This window comes from Streptomyces griseosporeus (assembly GCF_014656055.1).
Classification (GTDB): Bacteria; Actinomycetota; Actinomycetes; order Streptomycetales; family Streptomycetaceae; genus Streptomyces; species Streptomyces griseosporeus.
The window spans coordinates 1,948,124-1,961,827 of sequence record NZ_BNBR01000001.1 but is presented as its reverse complement, the minus strand read 5'-3'; the positions used below and the strand labels follow the sequence as shown (position 1 = coordinate 1,961,827).

The following is a 13,704-nucleotide window of genomic DNA, read 5'->3' as shown; positions in this document are numbered from 1 at the left end:
GCCTCGGCTACGCCCCCAGGACCCGGCGCAGATAGTCGTTCTGGAGCCGCCGCTCCGGGTCCAGCCGGTCCCGCAGCGCGGTGAACTCGCCGAAGCGCGGGTAGACCTGCGCGAAGTACTCCGCGTCCCGGGTGTGCACCTTGCCCCAGTGCGGTCGTCCCTCGTGCGCGGTGAAGATGCGCTCGGCGGCGGTGAAGTACCGCTGGTAGGGCGTGCCGCGGAACATGTGCACCGCGATGTAGGCGCTGTCGCGGCCCGACGCCGTCGAGAGGGTGATGTCGTCGGCCGGGGCGGTGCGCACCTCGACGGGGAAGCTGACGCGCAGGCCGGAGCGGTCCACCATCGCCTTCAGTTCGCGCAGCGTCTCGACGACGGCCTCGCGCGGGACGGCGAACTCCATCTCCACGAACCGCACCCGGCGCGGCGAGGTGAAGACCTTGTAGGGAATGTCGGTGTACGTCCGCGCGGACAGCGCCCGGCTGGAGATCCGGGCGATCGACGGGATCGTGGCGGGCACCGCACGGCCGACCCAGTTGGCCACCTGGAAGACGCCGTTGGAGAGGAACTCGTCCTCGAACCAGCCCTTGAGCTGCCCCACCGGCTGGGCGGGGCCGGCGCTGCGGTTGTTGCGCTTGGTGTTGGTGCTGCCGGTGTGCGGGAACCAGTAGAACTCGAAGTGCTCGTTCTCCGCCCACAGTTCGTCGAAGTCGGCGAGCACCTGCTCGAACGGCATCGGTTCCTCGCACGCGGTGAGCAGGAAGAGCGGCTCCACGGCGAAGGTGATCGCGGTGACGACGCCGAGGGCGCCGAGTCCGATGCGGGCGGCGGCGAAGACGTCCGGGTTCTCCTTCTCGGAGCAGGTGAGCACCGAGCCGTCGGCGGTGACCAGCTCCAGCGCCCTGATCTGGGCGGCGATCGAAGCGGAGTCGCGGCCGGTGCCGTGCGTGCCGGTGCTGGTGGCGCCGGAGACCGTCTGCTCCATGATGTCGCCCATGTTGGTGAGCGACAGTCCCTCGCGGGCCAGGGCCACATTGAGTCTCTTGAGCGGCGTACCCGCCTCCACCGTGACGGTCATGGCGTCCCGGTCGATCTTGCGGATACCGGTCAACAGTTGAGGACGTATCAACAGGCCGTCGGTCGCCGCGATCGACGTGAACGAGTGCCCCGTCCCGACCGCCTTGATCCGCAGCCCGTCCTCGGCGGCCTGCCGGACGGCCGCCGCGAGTTCGTCGACGGAGGCGGGCGTGACCTCCCGCGCCGGGCGGGCCGACACATTGCCGCCCCAGTTACGCCACGTGCCGTTCTTGCCGCTCGCTGTGCTGCTCAACGGTGCCTCCCCGACGCGGAACCGGCCTGCTGAGCCGGCGGTACCCGAGGAAACCGACCGCGACCGCGACGGCCCCGGACACCGCCGGAACCCCGTACCCGGCCCGTGCGCCGGCCGCGTCGATCACCCAGCCGGCCGCCGACGAGCCGAGCGCGACGCCGACCGCGAGCCCGGTGCTCACCCAGGTCATGCCCTCGGTCAGATGCGCGCGTGGTACGTGCTCTTCGATCAGGGACATCGTCGTGATCATCGTGGGTGCGATGGACAGGCCCGCCACGAAGAGCGCCACGGCCAGAAACGGCAAGTTTCCGACCAGTAGGAGGGGGATCATACTCACGGCCATGGCACATACGCCCAGGAGCCAGCGGCGGGCGGGCGCCCCGGTGAAGTGCAGCAGCCCGAACACGATCCCCGCCACACACGATCCCGCGGCGTACAGCGCCAGCACCACGCTCGCGGCGGCCTTGTGGCCCTGTTCCTCGGCGAAGGCCACGGTGACCACGTCGACGGCCCCGAAGATCGCGCCGGTCGCCACGAACGTGGCCACCAGCACCTGGAGCCCGGCCGCGCGCAGCGCCGAGCCGCCGCCGTGCCGCTCACGCGGATGCGGCGCGGGCTCGGTGGCCCGCTGCGCGGTCAGCCAGAACACGCCCACCGCCAGGAAGCCGGCCGCCAGCAGCGGCCCCGCCTCCGGGAACCACGCCGTGGACAGCCCGATGGAGATGATCGGCCCGAAGATGAAGCAGACCTCGTCGACCACGGACTCGAACGAGTAGGCGGTGTGCAGTCGGGGCGTGCCCCGGTACAGCGCCGCCCAGCGGGCCCGGATCATCGCGCCGAGGCTGGGCACCGCGCCGATGCCGACGGCGCACACGAACAGCAGCCAGTCCGGCCAGCCGTAGTGCGCGGTCAGCAGCAGCCCCGCCGACGCGGCGAGCGCCACCAGCGTCGCCGGGCGCAGCACCCGGCGCTGCCCGTGCCGGTCCACCAGCCGGGACACCTGCGGCCCGAGCACCGCCGCCGCCAGCGCGATGGTCGCCGACAGCCCGCCCGCGAGCCCGTACCGCCCGGTGAGCTGGGAGATCATCGTGACCACGCCAATGCCCATCATCGACAGCGGCATACGGCCGATGAAGCCCGCGGCGGCGAAGCCCTTGGTGCCGGGGGCGGCGAACAGGGCGCGGTAGGGGCTGGGCACGGGGTCTCCGGAGGGTCCGTAAGGCGCGTAGATGGTCGATACAGCTTACGGGTAAGGGCACCCTTACGCACCTGGTTTACCGGGCCCCTCTCCGCACGGCCCGCCGGTCACGTCGGGGCACGCCACCGCCGTTTTCCCGCTGTCAGTGGCGGGTGGCAGGATCGAGTCATGCCAGACGCGCTCGATGCCACTCCCTACGACGCCCTGCTCCTGCTCTCCTTCGGCGGCCCGGAGGGCCCGGACGACGTGGTCCCGTTCCTGGAGAACGTGACGCGAGGACGCGGCATCCCCAAGGAACGCCTGAAGGAAGTCGGGCAGCACTACTTCCTCTTCGGCGGGGTCAGCCCGATCAACGACCAGAACCGCGCCCTGCTGGACGCCCTCCGCAAGGACTTCGCCGACCACGGCCTGGACCTGCCGGTCTACTGGGGCAACCGCAACTGGGCGCCGTACCTCACCGACACCCTGCGCGAGATGGTGCGCGACGGCCGCCGCCGCATCCTCGTCCTGGCCACGAGCGCGTACGCCTCCTACTCGGGCTGCCGGCAGTACCGCGAGAACCTGGCCGACGCGCTCGCCACGCTGGAGGCCGAGGGCCTCGGCCTGCCGAAGATCGACAAGCTGCGCCACTACTTCAACCACCCGGGCTTCGTCGAGCCGATGATCGAGGGCGTCCTGCGCTCCCTGGCCGACCTGCCCGAGGAGGTGCGCTCCGGCGCCCACATTGCCTTCACCACGCACTCCATCCCGACGTCCGCAGCCGACACCTCCGGCCCGGCGGAGGACCACGGCGACGGCGGGGCGTACGTCAGGCAGCACCTGGACGTGGCCCGGCTGATCGCCGACGCCGTCCGCGAGCGCACCGGCGTCGACCACCCCTGGCAGCTCGTCTACCAGTCCCGTTCCGGCGCCCCGCACATCCCGTGGCTGGAGCCGGACATCTGCGACCACCTGGAGGAGCGGCACGCCGCGGGCGTCCCGGCCGTCGTCATGGCCCCCATCGGCTTCGTCTCCGACCACATGGAGGTCCTGTACGACCTCGACACGGAGGCCACCGCCAAGGCCGCCGAACTGGGCCTGCCGGTGCGGCGCTCCGCCACCGTGGGCGCCGACCCGCGCTTCGCCGCCGCGGTCCGTGACCTGATCCTCGAACGCGCCCGCTCCGAGCGCGGCGAGCGGGTCACCCCCTGCGCCCTCGGCGCGCTGGGCGCGAGCCACGACCTGTGCCCGGTCGGCTGCTGCCCGGCCCGCGCCCCCCGTCCCGCCGCCGCGGGCGCCGACAGCCCCTACGCGTGAGGAGACCTGTGACCGACCCCCTGCACAAGGACCTGCTGGAGATCGCCCTGGAGGCCGCCCGGCGCGCCGGTGACCTGCTCAGGGACGGCCGCCCGGCCGACCTCGCTGTCGCCGACACCAAGTCGAGCCCCGTCGACGTGGTGACCGAGATGGACATCGCGGCGGAGAAGCTGATCACGGGCCTGATCGCCGAGCGCCGCCCCGACGACGGCGTCCTCGGCGAGGAGGGCGGCACCACCGAGGGCAGCACCGGCATCCGCTGGGTGATCGACCCGCTCGACGGCACGGTCAACTACCTCTACGGGCTGCCCACCTGGGCCGTCTCCATCGCGGCCGAGCAGGACGGCGAGACCGTCGCGGGCGTCGTCGCCGCCCCGATGCGCGGCGAGACGTACCACGCGGTCCTGGGCGGCGGCGCCTGGGCCACCGGCGCCTGGGACGGCGAGCGCCGCCTGTCCTGCCGCCCCGCGGCCCCCCTGGACCAGGCCCTCGTCTCGACGGGGTTCAACTACGTGGCCGATGTCCGCGAGCAGCAGGCCGAGGTGGTCCGGCGGCTGGTCCCGCTGGTCCGGGACATCCGCCGCGGCGGCTCGGCCGCGATCGACCTGTGCGACGTGGCCGCCGGCCGCCTGGACGGCTACTACGAGCGCGGGCTGCACCCGTGGGACCTCGCGGCGGGCGACCTGATCGCCCGGGAAGCGGGCGCGGTGACCGGTGGACGCCCCGGAGAGCGCCCGTCGGCCGCCCTCGCACTCGCCGCCACTCCGGCCGTCTTCCAGCCCCTCCAGCGGCTTCTGGTGGATTTCGGCGCCTGACCCCACCGTTCAGGACCCCCGGACAGCAGCAGACCCCCGGCGCTGGATCCCGCCGGGGGTCTGCTGTCGTGCCGTGGGCCGGGTCAGACGCTGTACGCGCCGACTTCCACACCGTGTTCGGCGGCCAGGCGGCGCAGGTCGTCGAGCTCCGACTGCTCCACCTCGACAAGGAAGTCGTCGCCCTCGTCACGAGCCCGCGTCAGGTCGGACTCGGTCGCCTTTATGCGCTGCAGAAGTCCTGCGGTGAATGCGTCCATGCTGCGCCCCCTCGTCCTGGGTCGTGGGTCGGTGGCACGGGGGTGTGCCGATCAAGAAGGGGCGATCACGTCTCCCGTAGGTGCCCAGCGCTGCCCGAGCCGGGCGGCGACGGTGCCGGACACCCACGCCCGCTCTGCGGAAGCGGACAGCGACGTACCGCATGGTGCTGCGGCACAAGCAGAGCGTGATCGCGGGGTGTAAAGCCGTCCTCCCCCCGGGCCACACCGCGGAAACCTCCGGGCGCCAAGAAATCTGGGAGCGGCCGTTCACAGCGACGGCACGATCACCGGCCGCCGGGCGTTCCCGCGGGACACCTGCCCGCCGCCCGCCGCCGCATTCCCCCACCTCCCCTTCAAGATCACCGGAGTTCGGCTTACCACCGGTTTATGACCGAAAGCGGCAGGATGGAGACCAGCAAACCCGTCAGCATTTCCCGCCCGCGTGCCGTCATGGCCCCGGGCGGTTCCGAGGAAGGACAAGCGACGTGCGCGTACTCGTCGTCGAGGACGAGCAGCTGCTCGCCGATGCGGTGGCCACCGGACTGCGCCGGGAGGCCATGGCCGTCGACGTCGTGTACGACGGTGCGGCCGCCCTGGAGCGCATCGGCGTCAACGACTACGACGTGGTCGTCCTCGACCGCGACCTCCCGCTCGTGCACGGCGACGACGTCTGCCGGAAGATCGTCGAACTCGGCATGCCCACGCGCGTGCTGATGCTGACGGCGTCCGGCGACGTCAGCGACCGGGTGGAGGGTCTGGAGATCGGCGCCGACGACTACCTTCCGAAGCCCTTCGCGTTCAGCGAGCTCATCGCACGCGTGCGTGCGCTCGGCCGGCGGACGAGTGTGCCGCTGCCCCCGGTGCTGGAGCGCGCCGGGATCAAGCTCGACCCCAACCGCCGCGAGGTCTTCCGGGACGGCAAGGAGGTGCAGCTCGCCCCGAAGGAGTTCGCCGTCCTGGAGGTCCTGATGCGCAGCGAGGGCGCCGTGGTCTCGGCCGAGCAGCTGCTGGAGAAGGCCTGGGACGAGAACACCGACCCGTTCACCAACGTGGTGCGCGTGACGGTCATGACGCTCCGCCGCAAGCTCGGCGAGCCCCCGGTGATCGTCACCGTTCCCGGCTCGGGTTACCGGATCTGATCCGCGTGGCCGCCACTCCCGCGCCTCCCCAGGCGCCGCCGAAGCCCACCTGGGACCCCCGCAGGCCGGAGCCTGCCTTCCCCTGGCTGCGACCGACGATCCGCATACGGCTCACGCTGCTGTACGGCGGCATGTTCCTGATCGCCGGCATCCTGCTGCTGTCGATCATCTATCTGCTGGCCGCCCAGGCGCTGAACACGGGGAACGAACCGCTGTTCAAGATCGTCGGCGGTCAGAACATCAAGGTCACCAGCGACAACTGCCCGGCCGTGACCACCGGCGACCTGACGCTGCCGGAGTTCAACGCGGCCATCAGCGCCTGCATCGACCAGCAGCGCCGGGTCGCGCTGGACCACCTGCTCAGCCGTTCCCTGCTGGCCCTGCTGGGCCTGGCGGTGATCGCGTTCGCGTTCGGCTACGCGATGGCCGGCCGGGTGCTGTCCCCGCTGGGCCGGATCACGCGCACGGCACGCGCGGTGGCCGGTTCCGACCTGTCCCGCCGTATCGAGCTGGACGGCCCGGACGACGAGCTGAAGGAGCTGGCCGACACCTTCGACGAGATGCTGGAGCGCCTGCAGCGCGCCTTCACCGCCCAGCAGCGCTTCGTCGGCAACGCCTCGCACGAGCTGCGCACCCCGCTGGCGATCAACCGCACGCTGCTGGAGGTGCACCTGTCCGATCCCGGCGCCCCGATGGAGCTCCAGCAGCTCGGCAAGACCCTGCTGGCGACGAACGAACGCAGTGAGCAGCTCGTGGAGGGACTGCTGCTGCTCGCCCGCAGCGAGAACCAGATCGTCGAGCGCAAGCCGGTCGACCTCGCCGAGGTGGCGGGACAGGCCCTCGACCAGGTGCACGGCGAGGCGGCGGACAAGGGCGTCGAGATCCGCGGCAAGCGCGAGCCCGCGGTGGTCCAGGGCAACGGCGTCCTGCTGGAGCGGATCGCCCTGAACCTGGTGCAGAACGCCGTGCGCTACAACATCCCCGAGGGCGGCTGGGTCGAGGTCACCACCGAGGTCCAGCACGGCCAGGCGGTCCTCGTGGTGTCGAACACCGGGCCGGTCGTGCCGGCGTACGAGATCGACAACCTCTTCGAGCCGTTCCGTCGGCTGCGCACGGACCGTACGGGCAGCGACAAGGGTGTGGGCCTGGGCCTGTCCATCGCCCGGTCCGTGGCGCGGGCGCACGGCGGGCACATCTCGGCCACGCCGCGTGAGGGGGGTGGGCTGGAGATGCGGGTCACCCTGCCTCTCTGAGATCATGTCGCGACACACGCGGGGATGTTCGCTTTGCGCTGAATTTCCCGGGTACTCGGCGGTCCTCTCCGTGTGTGATCGATCACAAGGACGAATTTCCGGCCATCTACTCTCCGTGATCATGACCAGCGCCGGAAAGCCTGGAAAGTCCGGGTTTTCGGGGGTCCTGATCACGGGAAGTACACGGTGAGACGCCTTTGAAGTGCGGCATACGGACCGTGTACGGTCCCGTTCGCCATCCAAGCCGATCACTCTTGAGGAGTCCGGTTGGGTGTCGATTGAGTAACAGACCTTGATGTGAGGCAAAATCTCCGCCTCGGGTCGGGCACAAGTCCGGCCTCTCACGCGTTACGTGCGCTGGAGACACCCGCAGACACCCGGAGGGGGAGAGCGACATGGCAACCGACTACGACACCCCACGCAAGACCGACGACGACGTCGACTCGGACAGCCTGGAAGAACTGAAGGCCCGGCGGAACGACAAGTCCGCGTCCTCGGTCGACGTCGACGAGTTCGAGGCCGCGGAGGGCCTGGAGCTCCCCGGCGCCGACCTGTCCAACGAGGAGCTGGCTGTTCGGGTCCTGCCCAAGCAGCAGGACGAGTTCACCTGCATGAGCTGCTTCCTGGTGCACCACCGCAGCCAGCTGGCCCGGGAGAAGAACGGTCAGCCGATCTGCCGCGACTGCGACTGAGGACGGGTCGGCCGTGACTGGCTCGACCCCTTCCCGGAAGCGCCGCTTCCCACGGTGGAAAGCGGACCCGGGGCCGTCCGACGGCCCCCACGGCGTGCGTGACGACGAGCGAGGCCACACCGGTACGACGTCCTCCACAGGATCGTCGGGGACGGCCTCGCTCGAAACGACGGGCGACCGGGACGGCGTCCCGGCGCCTGCGCAGCGTCCTGCGCCCGTAGCGAGGCGCAGGACGGCGGCGATCCGGCACAAGGCCGGGGACCTGGCCCGGGAGGGCGCCCGCAAGGGCGGCAGCCGCGCCAGGGCCGGGCTGTCGTACCTCGCCGACCGGATCATCGAGCTGGCCCCGCGCGTGCCCGTGCGGGACCTCGCGACGCTCCGCCGGCAGTTCCCGGGCCTCGGCCCCGAACAGCTCGCGGACAAGCTCGTGGCGGGCGCGGCCCGCGCGACCTCCACGGTCGGCGCCGGCGTCGGCGCCGCCGCCATGCTGCCCGTGCCGCCCGCGATGCCGACCGAACTGGCCGCGGAGATCACCGGCGTGGCGGCGATCGAGCTGAAGCTCATCGCCGAACTCCACGAGGTGTACGGCGTACGCCCGCCCGGCAACCTCAAGGAGCGCAGCACCCTCTACCTGCGCTCGTGGTCGGGTGAGCGCGGTATCGACGTGATGAAGCCGTCGACGTTCAACTCCGCTCTCGGCGGCCAGATGAAGCGCGAACTGCGCCAGCAGATCATGAAGCGGCTGGTGCGCGACCTGCCCAACCTCATGCCGTTCATGGTCGGGGCGGCGGTGGGCGCCCTCATGAACCGGCGCGAGACCAGAAAGCTCGCCGCGCGCATCCGGGGTGACCTGCGCAAGATCCAGGTGCCCTGGGAGGAGCTGTCCGGCCTGCCGCCGCTGGAGCAGCCCGACAAGCCGGTGAGCATGGACGAGATCACCAAGGACCTCGGGTGACCTGACCCGGGCCCGGAGCGTTGCCGCCGTGCGGCGGCCTCACCTCGGGGAAGGCGGCCCGCGCTTTACGCGGCGGCCCTCGCCGCCTGCAGCGCCTGCGCCAGCCGCTCCGGCTCCCGCGTCGACAGGTACAGGTACGGCGTCGGGTCGGCCGGGTCGGTGACCTCGACCTTCAGTGCCGTGGGGACGTAGGCACGCAGCAGCAGGAAGGCGCGTGTGTCGGCCTTGTAGGTGCGCCAGGCGCGCGCCTCCTCGGCGTCAAGGATCTCCGCGTCGCCCAGGGCCGCCACCGGGATCTTCGCCTCGCCCGCGATCAGCAGGTCGCCCACCACGCGGATGCGGACCGAGCCGTACGCGCTGGCCGTCACGGCCGCCGCCGCGGTCCCGCCGACCAGCCCGCCCAGCATCGGCAGCGTGCCGAAGGGCAGCAGGATCAGCGCCAGGGCGAGGCCCACCAGGAAGGAGATCAGCCACCACGAGCGGGGGGCGGTGAGGCGTTCTTCGTACGGGGTGGCGGAGTGCTGCATGGAGCCAAGCTTGGCACGGTGTCCGGACTGTGCCGGCGCGCGGGTAAGGTCTGCGCCTGTGAGTGGTACTTCCCCAGCCCTTCAGCCCCCGGCCGACGCCGTGAAACCGGTGCGCCACCCCGAGGCACCCGCCCCGGGCGAACTCCTCGGCGCCCACTACGAACACTGTTTCGGCTGCGGCGGCGGGCAGGCACACGGACTGCACCTGGCGGCCCGCGCCGGTCAGGGCGTCAGCATCACCGCCGAGTTCACCGTGCAGCCCGCCCACCAGGGCGCTCCCGGTCTGGCCCACGGCGGCGTCCTGGCCACCGCCCTCGACGAGACCCTCGGCTCGCTGAACTGGCTGCTGCGCACGATCGCCGTCACCGGACGGCTGGAGACCGACTTCGTGCGGCCCGTGCCGGTCGGCACCACGCTCCACCTCCAGGCCGAGGTGACCGCCGTGGCCGGCCGCAAGATCTACTCGACGGCCACCGGACGCATCGGCGGCCCCGACGGGCCCGTCGCCGTGCGGGCCGACGCCCTCTTCATCGAGGTCAAGGTCGACCACTTCATCGACCACGGCCGCAAGGAGGAGATCCAGGCCGCCATGAGCGACCCGGACCAGATCCGCCGCGCCCGCGCCTTCGAGGTGAACCCGTGAGCCGCGGCCCCGTCGAGGTGCTGATCCGGCGCGTCGATCCGGACGTACCGCTTCCGACGTATGCGCATCCCGGCGACGCGGGGGCCGATCTGCGGACCACCGAGGCGTGCGAACTGGCCCCCGGCGAACGGGCCGTCCTGCCCACCGGTGTGTCTGTCGCCCTCCCGGAGGGGTACGCGGCGTTCGTGCACCCGCGGTCCGGTCTCGCCGCCCGGTGCGGTGTCGCCCTGGTGAATGCCCCGGGGACGGTTGATGCCGGGTACCGTGGGGAGATCAAGGTGATCGTGGTGAATCTCGACCCGCGCGAGTCCGTGCGGTTCGAGCGCTTCGACCGGATCGCCCAACTGGTCGTCCAGCAGGTCGAGAGGGTCCGCTTCCAGGAGGTGGCGGAGCTTCCCGACTCGGCGCGGGCCGAGGGGGGCTTCGGGTCCACCGGGGGTCATGCCGCGGTGGGCGGCGCGAGCGGCACAAGCGGTCAGGTCGCCGAGGGCGGCCCGACGGGTGGGAATCGATACGCTTCGGTCGTATCCGACCGGGAAGGACAGTGACGTGTTCGGACGTCGCAAGAAGAGGGATGCCGCCGAGGACGCGGCCGGCGAGGCCGAGCAGGTCGTCGACAGCGTCGACACCGAGGCGGACGACGAGGGCGGCCGCGAGCGGGTGAGGCTCGAGCCCGAGCCGCGGCCCGACGGGCCCTGGGACAGCTCCGAGGTACGCGACCCGGGCGAGGGGCGGGTGGACCTCGGCGGTCTGTTCGTGCCCGGCGTCGACGGCATGGAACTCAGGGTCGAGGTCGCGGGTGACGCGATCGTCGCCGCCACCGTCGTGCTGCGCGACAGCGCGATCCAGCTCCAGGCCTTCGCCGCGCCCAAGCGCGAGGGCATCTGGGGCGAGGTGCGCGAGGAGATCGCCTCCGGCATCACCCAGCAGGGTGGCATCGTCGACGAGGTCGAGGGCCCGCTCGGCTGGGAGCTGCGCGCCCAGGTGCCGGTGCAGCTGCCGGACGGCACGGGCGGCTTCCAGGTGGTCCGGTTCGTGGGTGTGGACGGACCGCGCTGGTTCCTGCGCGGTGTGATCTCGGGCCAGGGCGCGGTGCAGCCGCAGGCCGCGGGTCTGCTGGAGCAGATCTTCCGGGACACGGTCGTCGTCCGCGGCGAGGGCCCGATGGCCCCGCGCGACCCGATCGTGCTCAAGCTCCCGAACGACGCCCAGATGGTGCCCGAGGGCGTCCAGCAGGAGGAGGCCGGCTCCCGGTTCTCCGGTGGCATGGGGCAGCTCCAGCGCGGTCCGGAGATCACCGAGGTCCGCTGAGGTCCCGCCGGGCGCACCGGCACTCCAGGGCCGTATCCCGACGACGGGATGCGGCCCTTTCGTCTGTCCGGACATGGACGGTGGGCGCCCTTTCGCCCGTCCGGGCGGGGACGGCGGCGCGTGCCGGAACCCTTGACGGCGTATTGGTCCGTACCTATGGTCTCCGGCTACGCCTACGTTCATAAAGGCGCTCATCGTTCACATAGACGAACGGAGTCGCTGTGCGTCGTACCCCCCTGCTCGCAGCCGCCACCACAGCCGCGGCCGCCCTGCTGCTCGGCGCCCTCACCGCCCCCGCCGCCCACTCCGCCCCCACCGTCTTCGCGCACCCCGGCGTCACCGTCTCCCGCGCCCAGCTCGACTTCGCCCGCACCCAGGTGCAGGCCGGGGTCCAGCCGTGGAAAGGGGCCTTCGACCAGATGCTGGCGAGCAAGTACGCCGACCTGAACCGCACCCCCAAGCCGCGCGCGATCGTCGAGTGCGGCTCCTACTCCAACCCCAACTACGGCTGCACCGACGAGCGCGAGGACGCGCTCGCCGCCTACACCGACGCCCTCGCCTGGTACGTCACCCGCGACGAGCGCTACGCCAGGAAGTCCATCCAGCTGATGGACGCCTGGTCCGCGGTGATCCAGGACCACACCAACAGCAACGCGCCCCTCCAGACCGGCTGGGCCGGCTCCACCTGGCCACGGGCCGCCGAGATCATCAAGTACACCTACGGCGGCGGCTGGGCGAACTCCGGGCGCTTCGCGACCATGCTGCGCGACGTCTACCTGCCCGAGGTGATCAACGGCTCGAACTCCAACGGCAACTGGGAGCTGTCCATGACGGAGGCCGCGATCGGCATCTCCGTCTTCCTGGAGGACCGGACGTCCTACGACAAGGCCATGGCCCGCTTCCGCACCCGCGCCGCGGCCTATGTGTACCTCGCCTCCGACGGCGAGCTGCCGAAGACCGTGCCGAGCCAGAACCTCGACACCCGCGACAAGATCGTCAAGTACTGGCAGGGCCAGTCGACATTCGTCACCGGCCTCACGCAGGAGACCTGCCGCGACTTCACGCACACCGGGTACGGCATCTCCGCCATCTCCCACGTCGCCGAGACCAGCCGCATCCAGGGGCAGGACCTGTACGGCACCGACGTCGGCGAACGGCTGCGGCAGGCGCTGGGCTTCCAGGCCAAGTACGAGCTGGGGACGGCCGTGCCGAGCTGGCTGTGCGGCGGCACGCTCCACCTCGGGCTCGGCCCGGTCACCGAGGTCGGCTACAACGCGCTGCACAACCGCCTCGGCATCGCCATGACCAACACCGGGACGCTGACCCAGCGGCAGCGCCCGGCCGGCAGCAACAACCTCTTCGTGGCCTGGGAGACGCTCACGCACGGGGACAATCCCGCCTGAATCTCCGCGCGATCTCTGCCGGAAATTTCCGCCGGACCGTGAACCGATCCGGGGGCCTCGTCCGATGAAGAGGTGAAGGGCGGGAAACCGGCCCGGAGCCGGCAGACCATTGAGGGGCCGGGCGTCCGCCGCGATACTGACGCCCGGCCCACGGGGGACACGAAACGGGGGAGCGCACATGAGCCAGGTCGTCACCGAGACGATGGTCCGCGTCGAAGAAGTCCACAAGTCCTACGGCCGCGAACCCGCCGTCGTCCACGCCCTGCGGGGCGTCTCCTTCGAGGTCGGGCGCGGAGAACTCGTCGCCCTCAAGGGGCGCTCCGGCTCCGGCAAGACCACGCTGCTCAACATCGTCGGCGGACTCGACACCCCGGACCGGGGCCGGGTCACCGTGGACGGCAGCGACCTGTCCGCGCTGGGGGAGGAGGGGCTGCTCGCCCTGCGCCGGGACCGCATCGGGTTCGTCTTCCAGTCCTTCGGTCTCATCCCCATCCTCACGGCCGCGGAGAACGTCGGCGTGCCGCTGCGGATGCGCCGCGCCGACCCCCGCGAACGCGAGGAGCGCGTGGAGTTGCTGCTCTCGCTGGTCGGCCTCGCCGACCACGCCGCGCAGCGGCCCACCGAGCTGTCCGGCGGACAGCAGCAGCGCGTCGCCATAGCCCGCGCCCTGGCCAACGCTCCGGCCCTGCTCATAGCCGACGAGCCCACCGGCCAGCTCGACGCGGAGACCGGGCACGCCGTCATGGAACTGCTGCGGGCGGTGGTCCGCAGCGAGCAGGTCACCGCCCTGGTGGCCACCCATGACGCGACCCTGCTCGACCTCGCCGACCGGGTGCTGGAGCTGCGGGACGGGGAGATCGTGGAGCAGTGAGGCGCGGGTCGGGCCGT

The 13,704-nt window shown here is 71.5% G+C and carries 15 protein-coding genes; 11 read left to right on the top strand and 4 right to left on the bottom strand.

The features are described from left to right. Positions 1–7 precede the first annotated feature (7 nt). Positions 8–1,327 (bottom strand): D-arabinono-1,4-lactone oxidase, encoded by a 1,320-nt coding sequence (locus IE308_RS08475; RefSeq protein WP_190217223.1) that lies wholly within the window; start codon positions 1,325–1,327, stop codon positions 8–10. Then, positions 1,287–2,525: an MFS transporter gene (locus tag IE308_RS08470; protein WP_190217222.1), complete on the bottom strand. Its 1,239-nt coding sequence runs from the start codon at positions 2,523–2,525 to the stop codon at positions 1,287–1,289. The genes IE308_RS08475 and IE308_RS08470 overlap by 41 nt, the downstream gene beginning before the upstream one ends. A gap of 168 nt (positions 2,526–2,693) precedes the next feature. Here IE308_RS08470 and IE308_RS08465 point away from each other — a divergent pair, with 168 nt between their 5' ends. Further along, positions 2,694–3,821 (top strand): ferrochelatase, encoded by a 1,128-nt coding sequence (locus IE308_RS08465; RefSeq protein ID WP_190217221.1) that lies wholly within the window; start codon positions 2,694–2,696, stop codon positions 3,819–3,821. Between the two features lie 8 nt (positions 3,822–3,829). Further along, on the top strand, positions 3,830–4,636 hold the full coding sequence (locus IE308_RS08460; protein ID WP_190217220.1) for an inositol monophosphatase family protein: 807 nt from the start codon (positions 3,830–3,832) through the stop codon (positions 4,634–4,636). Positions 4,637–4,719: 83 nt separating this feature from the next. Here IE308_RS08460 and IE308_RS08455 read toward each other — a convergent pair whose 3' ends face one another. Beyond that, positions 4,720–4,893 (bottom strand): hypothetical protein, encoded by a 174-nt coding sequence (locus IE308_RS08455; protein ID WP_190217219.1) that lies wholly within the window; start codon positions 4,891–4,893, stop codon positions 4,720–4,722. Positions 4,894–5,378: 485 nt separating this feature from the next. On the opposite strand from IE308_RS08455, the gene IE308_RS08450 reads away from it, so the two are divergent. From IE308_RS08450 to IE308_RS08435, 4 genes are all read left to right on the top strand, one after another. Beyond that, a complete protein-coding gene (locus IE308_RS08450; RefSeq protein WP_003993508.1) occupies positions 5,379–6,032 on the top strand; it encodes a response regulator transcription factor in 654 nt (217 codons plus the stop codon). Between the two features lie 5 nt (positions 6,033–6,037). After that, entirely contained in the window at positions 6,038–7,285 is a 1,248-nt protein-coding gene (locus IE308_RS08445; RefSeq protein WP_190217218.1) for a sensor histidine kinase, read from the top strand. Positions 7,286–7,680: 395 nt separating this feature from the next. Beyond that, complete coding sequence (locus tag IE308_RS08440) at positions 7,681–7,977, top strand: DUF4193 domain-containing protein (RefSeq protein WP_043504706.1); 297 nt, start codon at positions 7,681–7,683, stop codon at positions 7,975–7,977. 13 nt (positions 7,978–7,990) lie between these two features. Continuing rightward, positions 7,991–8,932: a hypothetical protein gene (locus tag IE308_RS08435; protein WP_110631749.1), complete on the top strand. Its 942-nt coding sequence runs from the start codon at positions 7,991–7,993 to the stop codon at positions 8,930–8,932. A 65-nt stretch (positions 8,933–8,997) separates the two neighbouring features. Here IE308_RS08435 and IE308_RS08430 read toward each other — a convergent pair whose 3' ends face one another. After that, the gene (locus IE308_RS08430) at positions 8,998–9,459 is read right to left on the bottom strand and encodes a DUF3093 domain-containing protein (protein WP_110631752.1); all 462 of its coding nucleotides are present in this window, start codon (positions 9,457–9,459) and stop codon (positions 8,998–9,000) included. A 58-nt stretch (positions 9,460–9,517) separates the two neighbouring features. On the opposite strand from IE308_RS08430, the gene IE308_RS08425 reads away from it, so the two are divergent. The 5 genes from IE308_RS08425 to IE308_RS08405 all read left to right on the top strand — a co-directional run bounded on the left by IE308_RS08425 (position 9,518) and on the right by IE308_RS08405 (position 13,687). After that, entirely contained in the window at positions 9,518–10,102 is a 585-nt protein-coding gene (locus tag IE308_RS08425) for a PaaI family thioesterase (RefSeq protein ID WP_190217217.1), read from the top strand. Beyond that, entirely contained in the window at positions 10,099–10,650 is a 552-nt protein-coding gene (gene dut, locus IE308_RS08420; RefSeq protein ID WP_110631758.1) for a dUTP diphosphatase, read from the top strand. Before IE308_RS08425 ends, dut begins: the two co-directional genes overlap by 4 nt. Before the next feature lies 1 nt (position 10,651). Continuing rightward, positions 10,652–11,413, top strand: coding sequence for a DUF3710 domain-containing protein (locus IE308_RS08415; RefSeq protein WP_110631761.1), 762 nt, complete (start codon positions 10,652–10,654; stop codon positions 11,411–11,413). Positions 11,414–11,634: 221 nt separating this feature from the next. Continuing rightward, positions 11,635–12,816 (top strand): alginate lyase family protein, encoded by a 1,182-nt coding sequence (locus IE308_RS08410; protein WP_190217216.1) that lies wholly within the window; start codon positions 11,635–11,637, stop codon positions 12,814–12,816. A 178-nt stretch (positions 12,817–12,994) separates the two neighbouring features. After that, entirely contained in the window at positions 12,995–13,687 is a 693-nt protein-coding gene (locus tag IE308_RS08405; RefSeq protein WP_190217215.1) for an ABC transporter ATP-binding protein, read from the top strand. Positions 13,688–13,704: the final 17 nt, after the last annotated feature.